26 protein-coding genes are annotated in these 23,710 nt (G+C 63.8%); 11 read left to right on the top strand and 15 right to left on the bottom strand.

Features of this window, described 5'->3' with window-relative positions; translation table 11 throughout:
- Window positions 1–20: 20 nt before the first annotated feature.
- Entirely contained in the window at window positions 21–1,232 is a 1,212-nt protein-coding gene (hemW, locus tag OCV80_RS00595; protein ID WP_119311637.1) for a radical SAM family heme chaperone HemW, read from the top strand.
- 45 nt (window positions 1,233–1,277) lie between these two features.
- Here hemW and OCV80_RS00590 read toward each other — a convergent pair whose 3' ends face one another.
- The gene (locus OCV80_RS00590; RefSeq protein ID WP_021747569.1) at window positions 1,278–1,469 is read right to left on the bottom strand and encodes a ferredoxin; all 192 of its coding nucleotides are present in this window, start codon (window positions 1,467–1,469) and stop codon (window positions 1,278–1,280) included.
- Between the two features lie 245 nt (window positions 1,470–1,714).
- On the opposite strand from OCV80_RS00590, the gene OCV80_RS00585 reads away from it, so the two are divergent.
- The 5 genes from OCV80_RS00585 (at window position 1,715) to OCV80_RS00565 (ending at window position 9,248) form a co-directional block, all read left to right on the top strand.
- On the top strand, window positions 1,715–4,801 hold the full coding sequence (locus tag OCV80_RS00585; RefSeq protein WP_136891069.1) for a phosphodiester glycosidase family protein: 3,087 nt from the start codon (window positions 1,715–1,717) through the stop codon (window positions 4,799–4,801).
- 319 nt (window positions 4,802–5,120) lie between these two features.
- Entirely contained in the window at window positions 5,121–5,909 is a 789-nt protein-coding gene (locus tag OCV80_RS00580; protein WP_136891070.1) for a hydroxypyruvate isomerase family protein, read from the top strand.
- A 51-nt stretch (window positions 5,910–5,960) separates the two neighbouring features.
- On the top strand, window positions 5,961–6,620 hold the full coding sequence (locus OCV80_RS00575) for a YczE/YyaS/YitT family protein (protein WP_249390837.1): 660 nt from the start codon (window positions 5,961–5,963) through the stop codon (window positions 6,618–6,620).
- Between the two features lie 228 nt (window positions 6,621–6,848).
- On the top strand, window positions 6,849–8,120 hold the full coding sequence (locus OCV80_RS00570) for an HlyC/CorC family transporter (RefSeq protein WP_036629886.1): 1,272 nt from the start codon (window positions 6,849–6,851) through the stop codon (window positions 8,118–8,120).
- A 75-nt stretch (window positions 8,121–8,195) separates the two neighbouring features.
- Window positions 8,196–9,248 (top strand): putative ABC transporter permease, encoded by a 1,053-nt coding sequence (locus OCV80_RS00565; protein ID WP_119311639.1) that lies wholly within the window; start codon window positions 8,196–8,198, stop codon window positions 9,246–9,248.
- Window positions 9,249–9,413: 165 nt separating this feature from the next.
- Here OCV80_RS00565 and OCV80_RS00560 read toward each other — a convergent pair whose 3' ends face one another.
- The 9 genes from OCV80_RS00560 to mutY form a co-directional block, all read right to left on the bottom strand.
- Window positions 9,414–10,805, bottom strand: coding sequence for an MATE family efflux transporter (locus tag OCV80_RS00560; RefSeq protein ID WP_119311640.1), 1,392 nt, complete (start codon window positions 10,803–10,805; stop codon window positions 9,414–9,416).
- Between the two features lie 75 nt (window positions 10,806–10,880).
- Window positions 10,881–11,366 carry a hypothetical protein gene (locus tag OCV80_RS00555; protein WP_119311641.1) on the bottom strand — a complete coding sequence of 162 codons (486 nt, stop codon included), beginning with the start codon at window positions 11,364–11,366 and terminating at the stop codon, window positions 10,881–10,883.
- 225 nt (window positions 11,367–11,591) lie between these two features.
- Window positions 11,592–12,464 (bottom strand): 4Fe-4S cluster-binding domain-containing protein, encoded by an 873-nt coding sequence (locus OCV80_RS00550; RefSeq protein ID WP_119311642.1) that lies wholly within the window; start codon window positions 12,462–12,464, stop codon window positions 11,592–11,594.
- Complete coding sequence (locus tag OCV80_RS00545) at window positions 12,461–13,051, bottom strand: thymidine kinase (protein WP_021748266.1); 591 nt, start codon at window positions 13,049–13,051, stop codon at window positions 12,461–12,463. The genes OCV80_RS00550 and OCV80_RS00545 overlap by 4 nt, the downstream gene beginning before the upstream one ends.
- Before the next feature lie 89 nt (window positions 13,052–13,140).
- Window positions 13,141–13,632 carry a PF20097 family protein gene (locus tag OCV80_RS00540; protein WP_119311643.1) on the bottom strand — a complete coding sequence of 164 codons (492 nt, stop codon included), beginning with the start codon at window positions 13,630–13,632 and terminating at the stop codon, window positions 13,141–13,143.
- Between the two features lie 2 nt (window positions 13,633–13,634).
- Entirely contained in the window at window positions 13,635–14,102 is a 468-nt protein-coding gene (locus OCV80_RS00535) for a PF20097 family protein (RefSeq protein ID WP_025545085.1), read from the bottom strand.
- Complete coding sequence (locus OCV80_RS00530) at window positions 14,102–14,299, bottom strand: hypothetical protein (RefSeq protein WP_021748263.1); 198 nt, start codon at window positions 14,297–14,299, stop codon at window positions 14,102–14,104. Before OCV80_RS00530 ends, OCV80_RS00535 begins: the two co-directional genes overlap by 1 nt.
- On the bottom strand, window positions 14,300–14,557 hold the full coding sequence (locus OCV80_RS00525; RefSeq protein WP_021748262.1) for a hypothetical protein: 258 nt from the start codon (window positions 14,555–14,557) through the stop codon (window positions 14,300–14,302). It abuts the gene before it with no gap.
- A gap of 3 nt (window positions 14,558–14,560) precedes the next feature.
- Window positions 14,561–15,643 (bottom strand): A/G-specific adenine glycosylase, encoded by a 1,083-nt coding sequence (gene mutY / locus OCV80_RS00520; protein ID WP_051319938.1) that lies wholly within the window; start codon window positions 15,641–15,643, stop codon window positions 14,561–14,563.
- A 212-nt stretch (window positions 15,644–15,855) separates the two neighbouring features.
- On the opposite strand from mutY, the gene OCV80_RS00515 reads away from it, so the two are divergent.
- The 5 genes from OCV80_RS00515 to OCV80_RS00495 are packed head-to-tail and all read left to right on the top strand — an operon-like array spanning window position 15,856 to window position 18,063.
- Window positions 15,856–16,509, top strand: coding sequence for a MerR family transcriptional regulator (locus tag OCV80_RS00515; RefSeq protein ID WP_025545083.1), 654 nt, complete (start codon window positions 15,856–15,858; stop codon window positions 16,507–16,509).
- Window positions 16,493–16,747: a hypothetical protein gene (locus tag OCV80_RS00510; RefSeq protein WP_025545082.1), complete on the top strand. Its 255-nt coding sequence runs from the start codon at window positions 16,493–16,495 to the stop codon at window positions 16,745–16,747. Before OCV80_RS00515 ends, OCV80_RS00510 begins: the two co-directional genes overlap by 17 nt.
- Window positions 16,728–17,039, top strand: a complete 312-nt coding sequence (locus tag OCV80_RS00505) for a YbjQ family protein (RefSeq protein ID WP_021748258.1) — start codon at window positions 16,728–16,730, stop codon at window positions 17,037–17,039. The genes OCV80_RS00510 and OCV80_RS00505 overlap by 20 nt, the downstream gene beginning before the upstream one ends.
- Window positions 17,036–17,767 (top strand): MBL fold metallo-hydrolase, encoded by a 732-nt coding sequence (locus tag OCV80_RS00500; RefSeq protein ID WP_051365655.1) that lies wholly within the window; start codon window positions 17,036–17,038, stop codon window positions 17,765–17,767. The genes OCV80_RS00505 and OCV80_RS00500 overlap by 4 nt, the downstream gene beginning before the upstream one ends.
- Window positions 17,764–18,063 carry a hypothetical protein gene (locus OCV80_RS00495; protein WP_021748256.1) on the top strand — a complete coding sequence of 100 codons (300 nt, stop codon included), beginning with the start codon at window positions 17,764–17,766 and terminating at the stop codon, window positions 18,061–18,063. The genes OCV80_RS00500 and OCV80_RS00495 overlap by 4 nt, the downstream gene beginning before the upstream one ends.
- A 59-nt stretch (window positions 18,064–18,122) precedes the next feature.
- Here OCV80_RS00495 and OCV80_RS00490 read toward each other — a convergent pair whose 3' ends face one another.
- From OCV80_RS00490 to dnaK, 5 genes are all read right to left on the bottom strand, one after another.
- Window positions 18,123–19,166: a putative glycoside hydrolase gene (locus tag OCV80_RS00490; protein WP_136891073.1), complete on the bottom strand. Its 1,044-nt coding sequence runs from the start codon at window positions 19,164–19,166 to the stop codon at window positions 18,123–18,125.
- A 37-nt stretch (window positions 19,167–19,203) separates the two neighbouring features.
- Entirely contained in the window at window positions 19,204–19,641 is a 438-nt protein-coding gene (rpiB, locus tag OCV80_RS00485; RefSeq protein WP_021748254.1) for a ribose 5-phosphate isomerase B, read from the bottom strand.
- Between the two features lie 95 nt (window positions 19,642–19,736).
- On the bottom strand, window positions 19,737–20,546 hold the full coding sequence (locus tag OCV80_RS00480) for a histidinol-phosphatase HisJ family protein (RefSeq protein ID WP_267288142.1): 810 nt from the start codon (window positions 20,544–20,546) through the stop codon (window positions 19,737–19,739).
- A gap of 7 nt (window positions 20,547–20,553) precedes the next feature.
- Complete coding sequence (dnaJ, locus tag OCV80_RS00475; protein WP_021748252.1) at window positions 20,554–21,693, bottom strand: molecular chaperone DnaJ; 1,140 nt, start codon at window positions 21,691–21,693, stop codon at window positions 20,554–20,556.
- A 197-nt stretch (window positions 21,694–21,890) separates the two neighbouring features.
- Window positions 21,891–23,710, bottom strand: a 1,820-nt coding sequence (gene dnaK, locus OCV80_RS00470; RefSeq protein WP_267288141.1) for a molecular chaperone DnaK, incomplete at its 5' end; no start/stop codon positions are given.

The raw sequence follows: 23,710 nt of genomic DNA, 5'->3' as shown, positions 1-23,710 counted from the left end.
GTGTGTTTGGAGGAATCCCCATGAGACCCATGCCCGCCCCGCTGGGCCTGTATATCCACATTCCCTTCTGCAAGAGCAAGTGCGTCTACTGCGACTTCTACTCCCTGCCCCGGTCCGAGAGCCGGATGGACGACTACACGGATGCCCTGTGCGCCCATCTGGCGGAGACCGCCCCCTTCGCGGCGGGCCATCTGGTCGACACCGTGTACTTCGGCGGCGGCACCCCCAGCTATCTGGGGACCAAGCGGCTGGTGAAGATCCTGAAGACCATTCTGAAAAAATACAAGGTGGACAAGCAGGCGGAGATCACCCTGGAGGCCAATCCCGACTCCGCCGGGGACTGGAAAGAGCTGCGCACCCTGCGCCGGTGCGGGTTCAACCGCCTCTCCCTGGGAATGCAGTCCGCCGATGACGAAGAGCTCTCGGAGATCGGCCGGGTGCACACCATGGCTCAGACGGAAGCCGCCGTGGAGGCCGCCCGGAAGGCCAAGTTCCAGAATCTCTCCCTGGATTTGATTTACGGCCTGCCCCATCAGACGCTGGAGGGGTGGCAGAAAAACCTTTCCGCTGCCTTGGACCTGACGCCGGAGCATCTCTCCTGCTATGGGTTGAAGGTAGAGGAGGGTACGCCCCTTTTTGCCCGGCGGGGGACCGCGGGTCTGCCGGGGGACGACGCCCAGGCGGACATGTATCTCTACACGGTGGAGTTCCTGAAGGCCCAGGGCTATGAGCAGTATGAGATCTCCAACTTCGCAAAGCCGGGCTGCGCCTCCCGGCACAATCTGAAATACTGGACCCTGGGGGAGTACGCCGGCTTCGGCCCCGGCGCCCACTCGGACTTCGGCGGCGTGCGGTACGCCTACACAAAGGATCTGGAGGGCTATATCCGGGGCGTGCGGGACCACGCCCCCATGCTGTCGGAGAGCGACCGCATCCCACCCCTGGACCGGGACACCGAATGGGTAATGCTGGGCCTGCGGACCACGGCGGGTTTGGACCCCAAGGCATTTGAGCGCCGCTTCCGCCGCCGGTTCACCTGCTTTCTGCCCTTCCTGGACCAGTGCGCCAGGGCCGGCTATGCGGTGGAGGAGGACGGCCGCTGGCACCTGACGCCCCGGGGCTTTCTGGTGTCCAACCAGATCATCGGTGGGATGCTGGATGCCCTGGCCGCGGACAAACAGCGGCGGGCCGATGCCGCCGCCCGGGGAGATTTCCGGGTGAACCTGGATTGAATGAAAAAAGCCGCCCGCTGGAATGCTCCGGCGGGCGGTTCTTTCTCATGCCTTCCGGGCCCGGATGGCATTGACCGGGCAGCCGTTGGCCGCGTCGAAGGCCCCCGCCTCCTCCGCCGGGGTCCGGGGCTGGGCCTGCACCACGGACACCCGCCCCTGGATCTGAAACACGGCCGGCACCGCCGCCGCGCACATCCCGCAGCCGATACACCGGGAGGCGTCCACATTGACTGTCATGCGCTTCCTCCTTTTCCGCGGGCTGCGCCCGCTGTTCCCTTTTATTGTAATACACCGCGCCGGTTTCTCCAAGTCTTTTCTGCGGCGGGCGGAACTTTTTTCCCGCAGACGCCGTCTTGTATTTGGGAGACTCTGTGCAATCTGGTGGATTTTGTTGCCCCATTCCCATTTACTTTTCCGCCTGTTTATGCTATTCTGAAGAGGATTATGTAGACCATCTCAGCTGCAGCTTATGGAGGTATGACATGAAAAACACCCTGCGCAAAACCCTGTCCCTGTTTTTGGCGTTCACGCTTCTTTGCTCCCTGGGCCTCACCGCCGCCGCGTCCGAGGCCATGGGCGAGGACCTGACCTCCAAGGGCACTCTTTTGAACCAGAAGACCCAGCTCTCCACCAATGTGTTTTGGAGTACTGCGTACTCCGACCTGCGGACGGAGAACGTCGTCACATACGAGCCCAATGCAGATGTGACGCCCATCGTCACCTTCGGGGACTCCCTGACCACCCGCACCACGGTCACCTCTGCGGCCCGGGCACTGGAGAGCCAGGGCTACCGGGTGGCGGCGGGCATCAACGGCGACTTCTTCAACACCTCCAACGGCCTGCCCATCGGCATCCTGGTGTCGGAGGGAGAGGTCCTCAGCAGCGACGGCGGCTACTACGCCATGGGTTTCCGGGAGGATGGCTCTGCTGTCATCGGCAAGCCCGGACTCTCCATCTCCGCCAACCTGGGCTATCAGGGTTCGGACAGCAGCGGGTACTTCACGGACATCATCCGCACGGTGGCCGGCATCAACAAGGCCCGGGTCTCCACCGGCGGCATCTACCTCTATACATACGACTTCAACAACCGGCACACCACCGGCAATACCGAGGCCGGCGTGGACGTGCTGTGCACCATCGTGGACGGCTCCCTCTCCATCGGCGGCACCATGACGCTGGTGGTGGACCAGGTGATCGAGGCCACCTCCGCAACGGCCATCGGGCCGGACCAGATTGTCCTCTCCGCCAACGCCCTCTCCAACACCTACTACACCGACGCCCTGCGGAACATCCCTGTGGGCGCCACGGTGACCGTCACCGTCTCCGCCGCCAATGAGGCGTGGAACGATGTGCAGTACGCCGTGGGTGCCTTATACTCCCTGGTGCAGGACGGCGCCGTGGTCTCCGGTCTGCCCTCCGGGGTGAACCCCCGCACGGCGGTGGGTGTGACAGCTGACGGCACCGTGGTGTTCTATACCATCGACGGCCGCCGGTCCGGCCACTCCATCGGCGCCAGCCTGAGCCAGGTGGCCCAGCGGATGATCGAGCTGGGCTGCGTGGCCGCCATCGGCCTGGACGGCGGCGGCTCCACCACCATCACCGTGACGCAGCCCGACGACACCACCGCCGCTACCATCAACCGTCCCTCCGACGGCAGTGAGCGGGCGGTGGCCAACCACCTGTTCCTGGTGGCCACCAATGAGCCCACCGGCGAACTGGGCCACTTCTACGTCCAGGCGGACAACGCCTACGTTCTGGCGGGCAGCAAGGTAGAGATCTCCGCCGCCGCCGTAGACACCAACTACATCCCCATGGACGAGGACTATGACTACGACCTGGAGGCCTCCGACGGGGAGCTGGACGGCAATATCCTCACCACCCCGAAACGGGGCGGTGAGATCACCGTCACCGCCTCCAGCGGCCGCAGAGAAGGCTCTACCACCGTCTACGCCATCGAGGATCCCACGGACGTGGTGATCCGGGACAGCAGCGGCACCGCGCTCACCACGCTGAATGCCGCCACCGGCACCACCACCCAGCTGGCCGCCACCGCCGCCTACAACCACATCTCCCTGAAGGCGGATCCAGAAGCCTTCACCTGGGAGGTCACCGGCGACATCGGCACGGTGGATGAGCACGGCCTCTTTACTGCCGCCGCGCCCGGCACCGGCACCATCACGGTCTCCGCCGGCCGGGCCAGAGTCTCCATCCCCGTCACCGTCTCCAGCTCCGGCACGGTCTCCGCCGGCGGCGTCATGGAGGTGGAGTCCTTTGAGGGCAGCACCACCATCTTCCGGGGCAGCGGCAGCAACATGGACTTCAGTCTGAACCACAGCGCCGACACCGTGCGGATGGGCAGCGGCTCCGCCAAGGTGGATTACACTCTTACCGAAACCGGCGCATCCCAAGGCGCCTACACCGCCGAGTGGCGGGCCTCCAAGTCCACGGGCATCGACTGCAGCACCTATACTGCCCTGCACCTGTGGGTCTACGGCGACGGCTCCGGCAACATCCTGTCCCTGCTGTACAACGATGGCGCCGCAGGCTATCAGTCCCTCCAGGTAACCCCGCTGGACTTCACCGGCTGGAAACAGGTCACCGTCACCCTCCCCGGCGCACACTTCGAGATTCAGGGTCTGCAGGTCAGCGCCACCACCGCCGCAGACGGTACGGTTTCTGTCGGCGACAAGCTCTCCGGCACCATCTATATCGACCACATCACCGCCACCGCCTCCGGCACGCCGGACAACGCGGCGCCTGTGGTCTCCGCCTCCCTCGACAATTCCCTCTGGCAGGTGACCGCCTCGGTCGCCGACGCGGTGGATGGCATCCTGCCAGCGGGCAGCGTCACCGTCACCTACAACGGCGCCCCCTACGGCAGCTATGATCCCGCCACCGGTCTTGTGACCGTGGCCCTGCCCGGCCCCGGGGAGAGCCACGAGGCCATGCGGATCACCATCACCGCCCGGGACCTCTCCGGCAACATCGGCCGGGCCTCCGTGGATGTGGAGCCCTACGGCGTGGACCACAAGTTCACGGACATCAACGACTACTGGGCGGCCACCTATGTGGACTTCCTGTACAACGCCAATATCACCACCGGCTATGCCGACGGCACCTTCCGGCCCAACGACAACATCTCCCGCCAGCAGTTCGCGGTGATGCTGTATCGCTACCTGGGGCTGGACGGCACCCAGTATGAGAGCGTGACGCTGCCCTTCGCGGACAACGCCTCCATCGGGGATTACGCCCTGACGGCGGTGAAGGCCCTGTACACCGAGGGCATCATCAACGGCTCCACCGGCAGCGACGGACGGCTGTACTTCAATCCCGGCGGGTCCCTGACCCGGGCCCAGGCCGCCGCCATGATCGGCCGTACCCAGGAGAAGGGCTACGCCATTGTCGATCTGACCTTCTCCGACACCGCCTCCATCCCTGCCTACGCCACCTACTACATCCAGACCATGGCGGCCCAGGGCGTCATCAGCGGCTATGCGGACGGCACGTTCCAGCCCGGAGCCAACATCACCCGGGGTCAGATGGCCAAGATCCTCTACAACCTGATGTGAGTTTCGCCTTTCAGAGGCCGGCGCATCCGCGCCGGCCTCTCCTTATGGAGAGCGTCTTTTCGGAATCTGCCGGGTGCTGCAAAGCGCTATCGACTCCAATCCCCTGTGATTTCAGGAAAGGGTCTCCCCCGGGGCCCGTCCAGGCAAATGCCGCCGGGCACAGCCCTTCCCGGTCGGCCTCTATTCAGGCGGCCAGGGCTGTCCGGTGAAGCCGGAAGATGGAAACGGTGCCTGTTGACAGCTCCTGCCCCAGGGTGTAAAGTAATCATATTCCACATCCTGTCCGCGGACAGGATGTCTCTTTGCGAGGAGGCCCCCCATGAAGCTGAGACGTTCCGCCTGCATTGACACGCTGTACCTGGAGCTGCCCTTCCTGGACCGGTTCCAGGCGGCAAAGGAGGACGGCTTTGACGCCGTGGAGTTCTGGAGCTGGGCGGACCGGGACCTCTCTGCCGTCAAATCGGCATCAGATCGGGCCGGGATCCCTGTCTGCGGCTTCAACGGGGACGCGGACCTCTCTCTGATCGACCCTGCCCAGCGGGAGGCGTATCTGGCCTTTCTGCACCGCTCTCTGGAGGCGGCCCGGTTCCTGGGCGCCTCCGGCGTCACCGTCCACTCCAACGGTCTGGGGCTGGGGGGCGTGGTGCTGGCGCCCCGGGAGGACCTCTCCCACACGGTGAAGCTCTGCTCCCTGTACGCGGGCCTTGCCGCCAGCGCCCGCCTGGCGGAGGAGGCAGGCGTCACCCTCTATCTGGAACCGCTGAACATCTCCACAGACCACCCCGGTAATTTTCTGCGGGACACGCAGACGGCGGCGGAGCTGGTACGCCTGATCGGCTCTCCCCGCCTGAAGGTCCTGTATGACATCTACCACATGCAGCTGAACGAGGGCCGCCTCTGCGACACCATCCGGCAGTACGCCGATACCTTCGGCCATGTCCACGCGGCAGACGCCCCTGGCCGCCGTGAGCCCGGTACCGGGGAGATCGCCTTCCCCCGGGTCTACAAGGCGCTGGAGGCCGCCGGCTACACAGGGCTGGTGGGCTATGAGCTGTTTCCCGCCCGCTCCACCCGGGAGGCTGTAAAGGCCATTCTGGACGCCGGCTGACACGTTGACCGGTACCCCCTGTATTCTGCGAAAAAGGACGGATCCAACAAGATGCACTCCATAAAAATCGCTCTCTCCCGCTATGGCTGGTTCACTGCCGGGGTCCTGCTGAACGCCTTCGGCGTGGCCCTGATTACCAAGGCCGCGCTGGGGACCTCCCCCATCTCCAGCCTGCCCTATGTGCTGAGCCTCCGCTTTCCCGTCACGCTGGGACAGTTCACTTTTTTGATGAATATGCTGTTCATTCTGGCGCAGGTCCTGCTGCTGCGGAAGGACTTCCGTCCCGTTCAGCTCCTACAGGTTGCTGTGAATGTGGTGTTCAGCCTGTTCATTGATGTGAGCATGGGACTCCTCTCCTGGATGGAGGTCGGTGTGCTGCCCATGCGGCTGCTGGCGCTGGCCGTGGGCTGCGCCGTGCTGGGCTTCGGCATCAGCGTCGAGGTGGCGCCCCGGGTGCTGATGGTCCCCGGCGAGGGGATCGTCCAGGCCATCGCAGTCGTCACCGGCCGACAGTTCGGCAATGTAAAGACGGCTTTCGACGCCACGCTGGTGTCCACAGCCCTGCTCCTCTCCCTGCTCTTCTTCCATCAGCTCCAGGGCCTGGAGATCGGCACCATTTTTTCCGCACTGGCGGTTGGCCGGTTCGTGAACCTCTATAACCGGAGACTGCCGCTGATCTCCCGCATCTCCGCCCTGGGTGCAAGAACCTGAAAAATCAGTGTTGCATCCCTTCCGTTGTTATGGTATATTAGCAGATAAGTAAGTTGGCCTGCCGGCCAGGAAGGATCTGTGAACCCGCGTGGACGAACCTCCGTTGCCCACCCATACATACCGAGGTGTCTTTCAGAAGGACAGTCTGCCCCAAGGGGTGAGACTGCCCTTTTCGCGTTTTGGGCCTCAGGGATCCGCTGATTTTTTTGAGGAGTGATGATTTTTCCCATGGACAGTTCCACTATATCAATGACCGTGGCCATCGTCCTGCTGGTGATGATGTCGGCCTATTTCTCCGCCACGGAGACCGCCTTCTCCTGCCTGAACAAGATCCGGATGAAGAGCCGGGCGGAGTCCGGCGACCACCGGGCTGCTCTTGCCATGGACCTGGTGGAGGACTATGACCGGCTGATCTCCACCATCCTCATCGGCAACAACATCGTGAACATCACCGCCTCCACTGTGGGCACAGTGCTGTTCACCAAGCTGTATGCGGCTTACGGCCCCACCGTCTCTACGGTGGTGTTGACGCTGGTGGTGCTGATCTTCGGCGAGATTTCCCCCAAGAGCCTGGCCAAGGAGCACGCGGAGAGCTTCGCCATGTTCTCCGCGCCCATCCTGCGGGTGTTTCTGCTGGTCCTGCGGCCACTGAACTTCCTGTTCTCCCAGTGGAAGCGGCTGCTGAACATGATCTTCCACCCCTCTGAGGACCAGGGCATCACGGAAGAGGAACTAATCACCATGGTATCCGAGGCGGAGAACGAGGGAGGTCTGGACCAGCACGAGAGCCAGCTGATCCGCTCCGCCATCGAGTTCGGCGACCTGGAGGCCGGGGACATCCTGACGCCCCGGGTGGACATCGTGGCGGTGGAGGACTCTGCCTCCATGGAGGAGATCGCCGCCGTGTTCGCTGAGAGCGGCTACTCCCGCCTGCCGGTGTACCACAAGGACGTGGATGACATCGTGGGCGTGATCCATGAGAAGGACTTCAACGCCGCCCGCTACCGGGGCCAGGGCAACATCTCCGGCTGCATCACGCCGGTCCACTATACCACCGCCAATGCGGACCTGGGCCTGCTGCTGCGGACGCTGCAGAAAAAAAAGACCCACATGGCCATCGTGGTGGATGAGTACGGCGGCACCGAGGGCCTGCTGACCATGGAGGACATCCTGGAGGAGCTGGTGGGCGAGATCTGGGACGAGCACGATGAAGTGGTGGAGTCCTTCCGCAAGCAGAGCGACGGCAGCTTCCTGGTGGCCGCCGGCGCCGACCTCTCCGACTTGTACGATCTGTTCTCCATCAAGGGGGACTGCGACGCCAGCACCGTCTCCGGCTGGGTGATCGACCAGCTGGGCCGCCTGCCCCTGGTGGGGGACCACTTCCAGGCGGAGGGCCTGGACGTCACTGTGACCATGGTGGACCACCGCCGGGTGCTGGAGGTTCGGGTGGCCGTGGCGGCGGAGGCGCCGGAGACCGCGGAGGGCGCGGCACAGCACTGACCGGACGAACCCGCCGCCCGTCCCGCCAGAGCCCCGGCGGGACGGGCGGCTCCCTCATTTGAAACCGGAGGTCTTATGTACGTCTATTCCCTGGGACAGTGGCTGCTGTTCTTCTTTCTCTACTGCTTTCTCGGCTGGGTGTGGGAATCCTGCTACGTCTCCGCCAAGCGGCGCCAGTGGGTGAACCGTGGCTTTCTTCACGGCCCCATGCTGCCCATCTATGGCACCGGCGCCGTCATCATCCTGCTGGCCACCATCCCCGTGCGGGACAGCCTGTGGCTGGTTTTCCTGCTGGGCATGCTGGCCGCCACGGCGCTGGAGTATGTCACCGGTGCCGCCATGGAGGCCCTCTTCAAAGTCCGTTACTGGGATTACTCCAAGCAGCCCTTCAACCTCAACGGCTATATCTGCCTCACCAGCTCCCTGGCCTGGGGCGCCTTCTCCATCCTGCTGGTGCGGTTTCTGCACCCGCCTGTGGAGGATCTGGTGCTGCGGCTGCCCGCCTTCCTGGTGGATCCTCTGGCGTTCCTGCTGACCATCGCCGTCACCGTAGACGCAGTCCGGTCCTTCCAGGCCGCCATGGACCTGCGGGAGGTCCTCACCCGCCTCACGGAGGAGAACGAGGACCTGCGCCGCCTTGCCAAGCGGGTGGAGGTGATCTCCGCCTTTGCGGAGGAGGACCTGCGCCGCTTCCGGGAGCGCACGGAGGTGGAGCGGCTGCTCCGGCAGGAGCGCTGGGAGGACACCCGCCGCCAGATTCAGGAGGCCTATGCCAAGGGCGCCCGACGCCGCCAGGCCCAGCTGGAGGAGTCCCTGCGCCGCCGGACCGATGCCAAGCTGACGGCCCTTGCCAACATCCAGGAGGCTCTGGAGGCCTACCGGGACCGGCTGGCAGTTGCCAGGGACCTGACAGAGGAGTCTCTGGAGGCCCGCCGGGCGGAAGTCCAGCAGCTTTTGGACCGACTCCGGGACCGGGAAGCTTCCATCCGCGCCCGCACCGCCAGGCGTTATCGCCAGTCCCTGCGCATCCTGCGGGGCAACCCCTCCGCCAGCGCCAAAGCCTTTGCCGAGGCCCTGGAGTCCCTGCGGAAGCTGGGGGATCGCCGGGAGGGGGAGGACGGCGAATGAGGAAAGCCGGCGCAGCAGCCCCTGCTCTGCAGAGCGGTCGTTGGTTCCATACGGAGCGGACGTCCCTTCTTTTCGTGTCCCCTTATAGCAATTCTCCATCTCTGTCTGAACCGACGATCTTATACAAACAAAGCGGCACAGCCTTCGGCTGTGCCGCTTTGTCGATCAGGATGGCAGCGTGGACTTGTTCTCCGCAGCGGGCGGGTCCGCGGGGAAATCCAGAATCCGCCGGATGCACAGGGCATAGACTGCGATGCTCACCACCGGCCCCGCGATGTCGGAGATGGGTTCCGCATAGAATGCGGCCCGGGCGCCGAATACCGCCGGCAGGGCAAACAGGGCGATAAAGTACACCGCCTTCCGGAAGGCGGACAGGGGCAGGGCCAGCTGTACCTTTCCCATGCCGGTGAATCCGTCCACAATGGCGTACTGCAGCCCCAGGGGGATCAGGGCCAGGGTGCAGATGTGGATGGCGGAGAGGGCCTCCGCTGCCAGCTCCGGCTCCGTGGTGAAGAGGCGCACGAAGAGAGCTCCCCCCAGACGGGCCAGCAGAAACAGGGCCGTCACATAGGCCACGCACAGTCCGGCGATGAATGCCTGGGCCTTCAGGATCCGGTCCCGCCGCCGGGCGCCGTAGTTGTACGCCAGGATGGTGCCTGTGCCGGCGGAAATGCCTCCCAGGGGCATGGTCACCACCAGCATGAAGCTCTGGGCGATGGTGGCGCAGGTCACCAGACGGTCTCCCAGCTCCGCCCCGCCATAGGACTGGAGGATGGCGTTCATGGAGATAATCATGATGTTGTCCACGCCGATGATGAGGAAGGGCGTCATGCCCACCGCCAGGATGCGGAGCATCAGCCGCCCGTCGTAACCGCCGAAAGTGATGGCGATGGGCACAGACTTGCCGAAGAGGAACCGCAGTACATAGAGGCAGCTAACCAGCTGAGAGAGGACCGTGGCCACGGCAGCCCCAGCCACCCCCATGTCAAAGAGAAAGATGAACACCGGGTCCAGCACGATGTTCAGTGCCGCCCCCAGCATGACGGAGATCATGCCCTTCCGGGCGTAGCCCTGGCAGATGATGAACTGGTTCAGCCCCAGAGCCAGCAGGTTGAACACCGTCCCGCAGAGATAGACGGTGAAATAGGTATTGGCGTAGCCGTAGGTGGCATCGCTTGCGCCGAAGGCCATCAGCATGGGCTGGCGCAGGGGGAACACCCCCGCCATCAGCGCCACGGAGCAGACACACAGCATCAGAAAGCTGTTGGAGAGGATCCGCCGGGCCTCCTCCGTTTTACCCGCCCCCATGCGGATGCTCATGAGCGGCGCGCCGCCCACGCCGATAAGAGAGGCGAATGCGCCGATCAGCGTCACCACCGGCCCGCAGACCCCCACGCCCGCGAGAGCGGTCTCCCCCACCAAGGGGATGTTGCTGATGTAGATGCGGTCCACGATGCTGTACAGCACGCTGACGAACTGGGCCAGCATACTGGGTATGGCGATCCGCAGCACCAGGGGCCGGATGGCGTCCGTGCCCAGATTGTTCTCCAGCTTCATAGCAGGTCTCTCCCAAAACACACAAAAATCGGGCTGTCCGCACCGGACAGCCCTCTCATTATAAAGACACGGGATTCAGTTTGCAACCCCCGATTCGCCCCGGAGGATAGCGGAGAGCTGTTCGCACAGTGCGGCGGCCTGCCCACTGCCAAAATAGCCGATACGGACCACCCGGCCGTTGACCCTGGCTTTGCCGGTGCCGTTGGAGACGGAAAGCTTCCGCTCAAGGTCCCCGCTGGCATCCAGATCCACGATGATGTCGCCGATCTCCGAAATAACGTCTGCGACTGTCAGTGTATCCCAGCAGAAATGATAGGTGTACTGATCCAACAGCTCCAGGATTGCCTCTGCCTGTTCGCTGTCCGCAGAGACAGTATAGCTCTCAGAGTCTGTCTGGCTCTGCCCGTCTCGCACATCGAGGGTGACCAAAAAGCCGTAAAAATCCTCGCCCTCCAGATCCACCGCATCCCCGATGGAGCGGGGCCACAGCATCCAGGCTGCAAAGGCCAGGACGGCCGCCGCCAGTAGGACCAGTACCACTCGCTTCACGCTTCGGGCCATGAAATCCCTCCTCTGCAAATAGGGCCGCCGGGGCTCAGCCGCACTTGCGGACGCTGCCCAGCAGGGTCTCCAAAGCCATCAGCCCCACCAGCACAGCCAGCGCCGCCAGCAGGATCAACAGCCACTTCCACTTGCCGCGGATCATCTCTCCGCCCCCTCGGTCTTGTTTTTTCCAACATAACATAGGCCATGGAATTTGTCCATACCGCGTCTGAAGGCAGGCACTCAAATTCCCCGCAGGTCAAAGGCCGGGGTGTACTCCTCCCTGGCCGACGTCCGCTCCTGGGTGTAGCCGTCGGTGATCCCGCAGTTTTCCATGTACTCCACTGCCGCCCGGTACTCCGCCTTGGTCACGTGGCGGGCCAGTTTCCCTTCTGCCCCTGGCTGGGGCGTATACTGGCTCATGAGGGAAAACAGCACCTCCCCGGGGCGGAAGCTCTCCGCCACCCAGTCGATGACTCTTCGGGTGTTCTCCAGTTCTCCCGGCAACAGAAGATGTCGGATCAACACACCCTGCTTTAAAAGGCCGTTTTCCATCCGGTAAGGCCCGGTCTGGCGGAACATCTCCAGAATGGCCCGCTTGGCCCAGTCAAAGTAGTCCGCCGCGCCAGAGTATTTGCGGGCAGGTTCGGAGAGGCCATACTTCAAGTCCGGCAGATACACCTGTACCTTCCCCTCCAGACGGCGGAGGGTCTCCGGTTTCTCATAGCCGCCGCAGTTCCACACCACCGGCACGGGCCATTCCTCGTCCCCCAGGGCCTCCAGAACCGCGTCGGTGAAGTGGGTGGGGGTCACCAGGTCCAGGCAGGCGGCCTCCTGTCCGATCAGCTCGTGAAAGATCTCCCGCAGCCGCTCCGCCGTCAGGACCTTTCCCACCTCCCCCTGGGAGATGGGCTTGTTCTGGCAGAAGCAGCACCGGAGATTGCAGCCGGAGAAGAACACGCACCCGGCGCCGCGCTCCCCCACCAGGCACGGCTCCTCCCAGAGGTGGAGCATGGCCCGGGCCGCCACGGGCACGCTGGGCATCCCGCACACGCCGCCCCGCCTCGTCTCCGTCCGCTCCTCGCCGCAGTTTCTGGGGCACAGGCGGCAGATCACAGCAGGTCCTCGGGGCGGAAGTCCGGGCCCAGGTCCCCGGCCATCCAGTGCTTGCGGCACAGCCCGATGTACTGGTCGTTGGCCCCCAGCACCACCTGCTCACCCTCCTTCAGCACCTTGCCGGCAGCATCGAACCGGGCGTTGAAGGTAGCTTTCTTGCCGCACCAGCAGATGGTCTTGACCTCCTCGATCTTGTCGGCCATCACCAGCAGGGCCTCGCTGCCGGGGAACAGGTCCCCCTTGAAGTCCGCCCGCAGGCCGTAGCAGATGACGGGGATGCCCAGGTCATCCACCAGACCCACCAGGTACATGACCTCCTCCCGGGTCAAAAACTGGGCCTCGTCCACGATGACGCAGGCGTTCTGCTGCAGTTCCATGACAGAGAGCTGCTGCATCTCGTCAAAGTAGATGCAGGGATAGGTGAGGCCGATGCGGGAAACCACCATGTGGTCCCCGTCCCGGGTGTCCAGCCGGGGCTTGACCAGCAGGGTCTTCTGCCCCCGCTCCTCGTAGTTGAACCGGGTCATCAGGGCGTTTGCGGTCTTGCTGGAACCCATGGCCCCGTATTTGAAATAGAGCTGTGCCATTTGTCTGTTTTCTCCCTCTCTATGTATCTTCTTATGCGGCACTCCGCCGCCTTCTCTTTGGTGCCGGTCCCCTCCGCCGGGAGGGATCCTCAGCCCTGCAGCCCACGGTCGATCTTCCGCTGGGCCTCCCGCCGCCGCTGTTCCTCCAGCTGCTCCGCCGCTTTCTCCGACGTCAGGGGCTTGGGGATCTCCTCCTCCGGAATTTCCATCACCATCCTGCGGCAGCTGCGGCAGAGCCAGGCGGTCTTGTACCTGTTGAAAAGGCTCCCCTCATGGAGGATATCGATCTCCGGGCCGCTGGCACCAAAGAACCGGTTGGGCCAGCCGGGCCACCACTGGACACTGTCCCGTCCCCCAGTGATCGTCCCCACCTCCATCTCCTGCCCGCACCAAGGACAGATCATGGGCGGGGGCGGGGTCTCCCGCAGGGCCTTCTTCTCCTTCCGCTCCTCGTTCCAGTCCCGGAGCTCGTCCATCAGGCTGGGAGCGCAGTCCTTCTCCTCCTGCCCCGGCTCCGCCGGACGGGACGGCTTTTCCGGCTCATAGTCCCAGGGATCCTCGCTTTTCTTCCAGAAGGGCACGGTCACTCCTCCTCTCGGCTTTCGGATAAATGCTCTGCATCAGCCCCGTAGATGATGCGGCGGTTGATCTCCTCGGAGGTCAGATGCTCCGCCCGGGTGCAGTTGGCCGTGTCAAGGACCAGCTTGCGGCACGCCCCGCAGTGCCAGGCCAGCTTGTAATCGCTCCAGAAGGAACCGTCCCCCCGGAGGTAGAGGGTTCCGTCGGCATCCGCCAGGCGAAACGCGCCGGGACGCTCCCACACCAGGCGGACAGCGTCCCTTCCGCCCACCAGATACCCCATCCGCATCTCCTGCCCGCACCAGGGGCAGGTCATGGCAGACGGCGTCTGCTCCTCCGCTGTCTCCTTCTCCCCTGGGACCTTCCACGCCTCCCCGTCGGCGGCCGGGGGCTGGGGCTCCCCCGCTGTCCAGGTGCGCCGTTTCTCCGGCTCCATATCCCAGGGATCCTCGCTTTTCCTCCAGAAGGGCATCACGAATCCTCCTCGTTTTGCTCTCTCGCCTGCCGGATGCGTTCCTCAAAGGTCTCCCCCGTCCGCCGGGGCAGGAAGGAGACGGGCTCCGGCGTCTCCTTCCCATGGTAATAGCACCACAGCCACCGGAGGCACCAGACCAGCTTGCGGATCAGCAGGGCCAGCAGGGCGATGCCCGCCAGGTTGATGAGTTCCATTCAGTTGCCCTCGTCCTTCTTCTGGTCCTCGGAGTCCGGGACCTCCTCATAATCCACCGTATACACAGGGCCGTGAAATTTCGGCTCCTGCCTGTCCTCGTCCTCCGCCCGGTACCGGGCGGACCGCCTCCGCACATGCCGCACCACCAAGATCACCGCCACGAGAATGAGAATGGGCACCGCAAACCGCAGCGCCACCAGCAAAATACTCCCCAGCAGCCGAAACAGCCCCAGGGGCAGTCCCACCAGCCAGCCCATTCGTCACTCCTCCTTCAAGCGTGCTGCCGCTTCCGTGTAATACCGCCCAAAGGCGGAGGGCACCGCCCGGTCCGACAGGGCTCCGGCATCTGCCCAGACGAAGTCCGCCGGGCCGTCTCCCGCCACCTCCAGGGTGTAACCGGTCATGTGCCACTCCACATGGGTAAAGATGTGCTTCGCCGTCAGTCGGCTCTCCCACCGCCTGGGCTCCAGGCCCCAGACGGACACCGCCGCTCCGGCGGCAGCCTCGTCCAGGGCTCCCTCCACGTTGGGAAACTCCCACAGGCCCGCCAGCAACCCGGTCCCCGGCCGCTTCCGCAGGGCGATCTTTCCGTCCCGCACCAGCAGGAACACCGTCTTCTCCTCCACCCGGCGGGGCTTTTTGGCCCCCTTCACTGGCAGATCCTCTGCCGTGCCCCGAAGGCGGCCCTTGCAGAAGGCCATGGCCGGACACTCCAGACACCGGGGCGGGCCGTTGGGTGCGCAGACCGTGGCCCCCAGCTCCATGGTGGCCTGATTGAAGACGCGGATATCCGCCTCAGCCTCCGGCATGACGGCCTGGATCTGTGCCCGCACGGCCTTTTTTACCTTGGGATCGGCAATATCGTCCCGGCAGTCCGTCAGCCGCATGACCACCCGCAGCACGTTGCCGTCCACCGCCGCTTCCCGTCGGCCGAAGGCGGCGGAGGCAATGGCGCTGGCGGTGTAGTCCCCCACCCCCGGCAGGGCCAGCAGGTCCTGGTAGGTGTCCGGAAACCGGCCGCCCTGCTCCGCCACGATCCTGGCGGCCTTCTGCAGGTTCCTGGCCCGGCTGTAATAGCCCAGGCCCTCCCACAGCTTCATCAGCCGCTCCTCCGGGGCGGCTGCCAAAGCCTCCACCGTGGGGAATGTCTCCAGAAAGCGGGCATAATACCCCAGCACCGCCGCTACCCGGGTCTGCTGCAGCATGATCTCCGAGACCCAGATCTGATACGGGTCTGTGGTCCGCCGCCAGGGCAGGTCCCGGGCATTGGCCCGATACCACGCCAACAGCGGCCCCGGCAAATCTTGTAAAACAGTTTTGGTTGTCAAATTCTCACCGCACATGGTATGATTGTACCATATCCGCAGAATGGATATGGCACCCTTTCCGAACTTGCGCCGCTGTATCAGCCTGTCCAGCCGCACAATCGCCGCATTGCGGTTATTGTACCACATCCGGCGCCAACTTCCCACCCCCTGTACAAAAATTTTGAAAGTCCCTTGACTTTCCCCCGGGTGGAAGGTGTACCCTGTCCCCAGAGATGAGGTGTAATCCCTTGAAAATCAATGAAGTGGAAGCCCTGGTGGGCATCACGCGGAAGAACATCCGCTTTTATGAGGCGGAGGGACTGCTCTCCCCCCGGCGGAACAGCCAGAACGGTTACCGGGACTATGGGGAGACTGAGGTGGAGGTCCTGCGGCGGATCAAGCTGCTTCGGAAGCTGGGCCTTCCGCTGGAGGAGATCCGGCAGATGCAGCACGGCGCCTACACCGTGGGGGACGGTATGCGCCGCCATCTGGTGTCCCTGGAGCGGGAGCGGCAGAATCTGGAAGCGGCCATCCGCTTCTGCGGGACGCTCACAGACCGCAGGGAGCGGCTGGAGGAGCTGGACGCCCAGTCCCTGCTGGATCGGATGGCCCAGATGGAACAGGAGGGAACGACCTTTATGAACAAGCAGAAGCAGGACACCAGGCGCCGCCGCTTCGTGGCGCCCATCGTGGTCGCCATCGTCATGTCAGTCCTGATGGCGGGGCTGATCTGGCTCTTCCTCTGGGCCTTCGAGGTGGATCCGGCCGGTGCGCCGCCCCTGCCGGTGCTGGCGCTCTTTGTGGCCATCCCGGCGGCAGTGGTGGTCGGTGTGGTCATCGCCCTGGTCCAGCGTGTCCGGGAGATTGAGCGGGGAGAGGAAGACGATGCGCGGAACTACTGAGCGGCGGGATTGCCGACAAGCAGCGGTGTCCGCCGCAGGGACGGCCGTATGGCTGCTGGCTGCGGCCGCGGTATTGCTGTGGGTGCGGCAGGCCTTTTTCCCCAGCGGTGCGGCATCCGTTCTGCTGGCGGTTCTGGCCGCTGTCCAGGCAGCAGGGCTGATCCCGCTGGGGTTGGCCCTGCGGGACCGCTTGAAAGAGATCAAAGGAGGAGAATTATATGAAGCTCGTCAGTATTGAGACCATTCCCGGCCAGGAATTTGAGGCCCTGGACATCGTGCGGGGCACGGTGGTGTACAGCAAAAACTTCGGCCGCGATTTCATGGCCGGTATGAAGACCCTGGTGGGCGGAGAGATCACCGGCTACACCGAGATGCTGGTGGAGGCCCGGCAGATCGCCACCAAGCGCATGGTGGACGCGGCAGAGGCTCTGGGAGCCGACGCAGTGGTAGGCCTGCGGTACGCCTCTGCCTCCGTGATGCAGGGGGCGGCGGAGGTCATTGCCTACGGAACGGCTGTAAAGTTCAAATGATGCACGTCACCTTTCTGGACCACAGCGGCTTTCTGGTGGAGCTGCCCGGTCTCACGCTGCTCTTTGACTGGTGGAAGGGGGACCTGCCCCCCCTGCCATCAGGCCCCCTGCTGGTCTTTGCCAGCCATCGCCATCCAGACCACTTTGATCCCCGGATTTTTGCTCTGGATGACGGGCAGCGGGATGTCCGATTCCTTCTTGGCAAGGGCATCCATCTGACAGACCGGAACCGGAAGAAATGGGGACTCTCGGAAAAAGCCGCCGCGGACTGCCGGGTGCTTTCCGGCGGGGAGAGCGCCTCTCCCCTGCCCGGCGTCACCGTGGAGGCACTGCCCTCCACCGATGAGGGCGTGGCCTTTCTGGTGACGGCGGAAGGCCGGACGGTCTTTCATGCCGGGGATCTGAACTGGTGGCACTGGGAGGGCGAGGACCCCGTCTGGAACCGGAACATGGAAGCGGACTTCCGGCGGTATGCGGAACCTCTCCGGGGCCGGAAGATCGATCTGGCCATGCTGCCTCTGGATCCCCGTCTGGGGGAGGACGGCTTCCGTGGCCCCCGGTACTTCCTGGAGCTGGCGGATATCCGCCGCTTTCTGCCCATGCACCAGTGGGGAAATTTTAACTTTACAAATCAATTCCTGTCATGCTATACTTCTTTCACATCCCGAACTGTGTACGTTAACAGAGTCGGTCAAGTCTTTACATTTGAGGAGGAAGCGGACACATGAAGATCGATGGCAATGAACTTGCAATTGAGCAAAACGAGCTGGACCGGGAGGGCCGCCATGCGGAAGCCATGGCCATCAAGCGGGAATTTCTGAAGCAGGTGCGGGAGAGCGGTGACCACTGCCCCTGCAAGCAGGCCTGCCCTCACCACGGCAACTGCTTTGAGTGCGTGACGCTGCACCGTGGTCACCGGGATCACTTGCCCATGTGTATGTGGGATATGGTGAATGAACGGCTCCATAAGCTCTCCCGATTGACAGAAGGGACCCTGCGGTCCTATGAGGAGGCGCACCGCTGAGGAAGCTCCAGAAAAGCGCCCGTGCCAATCGGCACGGGCGCTCTCCTCTTCATCTGTCTTCAATCTGCAAGGATCAGGCAGCTGCCGGTCACATCAGGGCTGTGGCCCGTTAGCTCCGCCACGAAGTCCGTGTCCTCACCGGCGGCACTGACCGCCGCTTCCAGCGCGGGGATCTGGTCAACCGTGGTGACGGCGTAGACTCGGTCCACCAGCGGGGCGATATCCGAGAGTACCAGGCCGGCAGTGTCGTCGGCGCCGGAGGTGATGACCTCCGGCGGCAGCTCAATGGAGACAGCCACACCATACTCACCCAGAGCGCTGCGCAGCTCCTCCAGGAACAGCCGGATGCTGGCCGCCCGGTCGGCGCCGTTGTAGTCGATCTTGTCCAGCTTCCCTACTGTGGGATAGCCCACATCCGTTAGCAGGATTTCATCAAAACCCTGTTGTGCCAGCTCCGCCGCCAGGGTGCACAGGTACTGCCGGGCCGCCGGCTTGCTGGGATCCAGCCAGTTTCCGTTGTTCCCGTCGTAGAAGATATAGCCGCCGGTGTTCTTCAGTCCCATGCCCTCCACGTCCGCGCGGGCGGCAATGGGGTCCAGGAAGCAGCTCATCCGGGCGATGGAGTGGTAACTGCTTTCCGTCACCTCCGCCAGAGCCGCCGCCGTGTCCTCCGCCGTGCTCACGGTGCCGGCCGCGGCGCCAGTGGCAGCAAAGTAGATGTGTCCGGTGCTGTCTTTCAGCGTGACGGCAGCAGCGTTATAGGCGGGAGCAGACATCACAGAGGCTCCCAGCCAGGCATCTTTCCAGCCCGCCTGGGTCAGCGGCGCGGCGGAAGCAGAGAAGGCAGCCAGAGCCTTCGGCTTCTCCGGCTCCTGAATGGTAATCTCTACGTCCTCTGGGGGCACTTCCTCTTCCGCGGGGGGCGTCTCCGTCTTCCAGGGCAACTCCAGGTGGAAGCTGCCGTCCCTATCGTAGACGATATACTCCTGCAGCCATAGAAAGCCCACCGCCGCCAGGATGATGAGCACCAGCAGCACTGCCAGCGCGATCTTCCCCTTGGAGGTCCTGCCCCGGTAGCTCCGGTAGCCCTTGGTGCCTCCCATGTCCGTCACCTCTTCTCCAGGAGATTGCCCCTGCCCGTCAGGGCTGGATGGCGTTGAGCTTGTTCACGCGCCGCTCATGCCGGCCACCCTCAAAGTCCGTGGAGAGGAACACCTCCACCATCCGCTCCGCCAGGTTCTTGCCGGTGAACCCCGCGCCGATGGCCAGCATATTGGCGTCGTTGTGGCGGCGGGTCATCTCCGCCTCCAGGGAGTCGGCACAGTGGGCGCAGCGGATACCCTGCACCTTGTTGGCGGCAATGGAGATGCCGATGCCGGTGGTGCAGATGACGATGCCCCGATCATACTCGCCGGAGGCCACAGCCCGGGCCGCCGCCTCGCCGAAGTCGGGGTAGTCGCAGCTCTCCGTCGAGTAGCAGCCGAAGTCCTTGTATTCATGGCCCAGCTTCTCCAGAAGCTGGATGATGTCGCATTTCAGCGCGTAGCCGCCGTGATCAGAACCCAGAGCGATTTTCATGGTGATCGTTCTCCTTTTCAAATCAAGTCATCCCATTCGGAGAGGAATGGGGCTGGAATGGATTTATTATAGCCAGTTTTCCCCTGAAAAGCAAATCACAATTCATGCCACACCGGTTTCCCCTGCCGGAAGGCGGCAAAACGGCGGAATCCGCAGGCCCGCAGCAGCGCCTGCCCCTCCCGGACGGCACAGCCCACAAACCCCGGCGTGTGGGCATCCGTCCCCAGGGTGACGATCTCGCCGCCCAGGGAGCGGTACAGCCGCAGCCACTTTTCGTCCGGCAGCGGGGTGTTGCCCCGGTTGGTGTTGAGCTCGATCCCGATGCCCTTGGGGATGATGAGGCGGAAGATCTCCGCGATCTCCTCCTCGAACCCGTCGAAGCTGACATGCATCCCCCGGTTCTCGTTCAAATACCGCAGGGGCAGCGTCAGATGGCCCAGTACCTGGAATCGCCCCCACTCCGCGAGCTTCCGCACCTGGCCCAGGTAGTCGGCAAGGCAGTCCCGCGCTTCCTGTTCATCCCGCGGGGTAAGGAAATACAGGTCCCGGCCCTCCATCTTCTCCGACAGGGTGTGGATGGAGCCGATGAGAAAGTCCAGCGGCGGGGCCTCCGCCAGCATGGACTCCATCCGCCTGATGCCCCACACGGCGTCTCCCAGCTCCGCGCCCAGGCGCAACGTGATCCGGTCCCCCACCGCCGTCCGGGCGGCGCGGAACTCCGCAATCATGGGATCCCAGTCATAGGCCCCCCGGGGTTCGGTGGTGCCGAACCGGATGGGCTCCACATGGTCTGTGAAGCAGATCTCCTGGAACCCCAGCCGGATGGCCGCCTCCGCCATCTCCTGCATGGAGGCGGAGGCGTCCGGTGAGATGCGGGAGTGGACGTGGTAGTCGGCTAAATACATACGTGCCTCACTTTTTGAACTTCTTGAAGAACTTCTTCTGCTCCTCGTAATTGCTCTCGCCCATGGTCTCGGCGAACTTCTTCAGCGCTTCCTTCTGCTCCTTGTTCAGATTTTTGGGGGTTTCAATGTAGACGGTGACATACTGGTCGCCCCGCCCCCGGCCGTTGATGGAGGGGATGCCCTTGCCCTTCAGGCGGAAGGTGGTGCCGGACTGGGTGCCCTCCGGCAGGGTATACTTCACTTTGCCGTCGATGGTGGGGATCTCCAGCTCCGCACCCAGCACCGCCTGGGTGAAGGTGATGGGCGCCTCGCACAGGACGGAGGTGCCCTCCCGCCGGAACAGCTCGTGAGGCCGGACCGTAATGGTAATCAGCAGGTCGCCTGCCGGGCCGCCGTTCTTGCCGGCGTTGCCCTGTCCACGGATGGAGATGGTCTGCCCGTTGTCGATGCCGGCGGGAATGCTGGCCTGAATGGTCTTTTTCTTGCGCACCATACCACTGCCCCGGCAGTCCTTGCAGGGCTGGTGGATAATCCGCCCCTTGCCGCCGCACTTGGGGCAGGGGGAGGAGGTGGCGAACACGCCCATGGGCGTCTGCCGCCGGACCTGGACCGTCCCGGTGCCGTGGCAGTCCGGGCACACCTCCGGCGACGTGCCGGGGGCACAGCCGTTGCCGTGGCAGGTGTCGCAGGTCTCATACCGCTCCACGGTGACTGCCTTCTCACAGCCGAAGGCCGCCTCCTCGAAGCTGATGGCGATGGACATGCGGATGCTCTCGCCCCGCTGGGGGGCGTTGGGATTGGTGCGCCGCCCGCCGCCGAAGCCGCCGCCGAAAAAGCTGCCGAAGATGTCCCCCAGGTCGCCGAAGTCGAAGCTCCCGTCGAATCCGCCGCCGAAGCCCCCGGCGCCGAAGTTGGGGTCAACGCCCGCATGGCCGTACTGGTCGTACCGGGCCTTCTTGTCCGCGTCGGAGAGGACCTCATAGGCCTCGTTGACCTCCTTGAACTTCTCCTCCGCCGTCTTGTCCCCCGGATTCAGGTCCGGGTGATACTTCCGGGCCATTTTTTTATAGGCCTTTTTGATCTCATCCTCAGAGGCTCCCCGGGAAACCCCCAGGACCTCGTAATAATCGCGTTTCTGTTCTGCCATAGAATCACCAACTTTTCAATTAGGAATGGGGAGTTAGGAATTAGGAATTGTGGAATCCGCTCCCGGCGGATGAATTGAAATCCGTCCGGCTCCGCCGGACACCTCAATTCCTTATTCCTGATTTCTAATTCCTAATTCATGAGAGCGTGCCGCGCAGGCGGGGGTGTCCCCCGCCCGCGCGGCCGCATGGCATCTGATCACTTCTTGTTATTCTCGTCATCGTCGACCACCTTGTAGTCGGCGTCATAATACTGGCCCTGCTGGGCGCCGGCGTCGGGGCCGGCCTGCTGCTGGGCGCCGCCCTGGGCCCCCTGGGGATTGGCCTGCTGATACAGCTTCTCGCTGACGGCGTAGAAGGCCTGGGTCAACTCGTCGGTAGCGGTCTTGATGGCAGCGGTATCCGTGCCTTTCAGAACCTCCTTCAGTTTGTCGATTCCGGCCTGGACCTTGCTCTTGTCATCGGCAGGGATCTTGTCGCCCATCTCGGAGAGGGTCTTCTCGCTCTGGTAGACCATCTGGTCGGCCTGGTTGCGGACCTCGACCTCCTCCTTCAGCTTCTTGTCCTGGGCAGCATACTGCTCGGCCTCCTTGACGGCCTTCTCAATGTCCTCCTTGCTCATGTTGGAGGAGGAAGTGATGGTGATATGCTGCTCCTTGCCGGTGCCCAGGTCCTTGGCGGAGACGTTGACGATGCCGTTGGCGTCGATGTCGAAAGTCACCTCGATCTGGGGCACGCCGCGGCGGGCCGGAGCGATGCCGTCCAGGTGGAAGCGGCCCAGAGACTTGTTGGCCGCGGCCATCTCCCGCTCGCCCTGGAGGACGTTGACCTCCACGCTGGTCTGGTTGTCAGCGGCGGTGGAGAAGATCTGGCTCTTCTTCACGGGGATGGTGGTGTTCCGGTCGATCAGCTTGGTGAACACGCCGCCCATGGTCTCAATGCCCAGGGACAGGGGTGTGACATCCAGCAGCAGCAGCCCCTTCACGTCGCCGGTGAGGACGCCCGCCTGCAGGGCGGCGCCCATGGCCACGCACTCGTCGGGGTTGATGCCCTTGAAGGGCTCGTTGCCGGTGAAGTTCTTCACGGCCTCCTGCACGGCGGGGATCCGGCTGGAGCCGCCCACCAGCAGGACCTTGCTCAGGTCACTGGGCTTCAGGCCCGCGTCGGACATGGCCTGGCGCACGGGGCCCATGGTGGCGTCCACCAGATGGGCGGTCAGCTCGTTGAACTTGGCCCGGGACAGGGTCACGTCCAGGTGCTTGGGGCCGTTGGCGTCGGCGGTGATATAGGGCAGGTTGATGTTGCTGGTGGTGACGCCGGAGAGCTCGATCTTGGCCTTCTCGGCGGCCTCCTTCAGCCGCTGCATAGCCACTCGGTCGGTGGACAGGTCCACGCCGTCGGTGCGCTTGAACTCGCTGACCAGCCACTTCATGATGCACTCGTCGAAGTCATCGCCGCCCAGGCGGTTGTTACCGGCGGTGGCCAGGACCTCGATCACGCCGTCGTCGATGTCCAGGATGGACACATCGAACGTGCCGCCGCCCAGGTCGTACACCATGATCTTCTGGCTCTGTTCCTTATCCACGCCGTAGGCCAGGGCCGCGGCGGTAGGTTCGTTGATGATGCGTTTCACGTCCAGGCCGGCGATCCTGCCGGCGTCCTTGGTGGCCTGGCGCTGGGAGTCAGTGAAGTAGGCGGGAACCGTGATGACCGCCTCGGTGACTGTGCTACCCAGATAGGCCTCAGCGTCCGCCTTCAGCTTCTGGAGGATCATGGCGCTGATCTCCTGGGGGGTGTAGCTCTTGCTGTCAATGGTCACTTTATAATCGCTGCCCATCTCCCGCTTGATGGAAGAGATGGTGCGGTCCGGATTGGTAATGGCCTGGCGTTTAGCCACTTGACCCACCATGCGCTCGCCGGTCTTGGAGAAAGCCACCACGGACGGGGTGGTCCGGTTGCCCTCCGCATTGGGGATGACCACAGCCTCGCCGCCCTCCATGACGGCCACACAGCTATTTG

It is taken from the genome of Oscillibacter acetigenes, assembly GCF_025567605.1.
In the GTDB taxonomy this organism is placed as follows: Bacteria; Bacillota; Clostridia; order Oscillospirales; family Oscillospiraceae; genus Oscillibacter; species Oscillibacter welbionis.
Note: the sequence above shows the minus strand (reverse complement) of the source record. Positions and strands in the feature narration are given on the sequence as shown.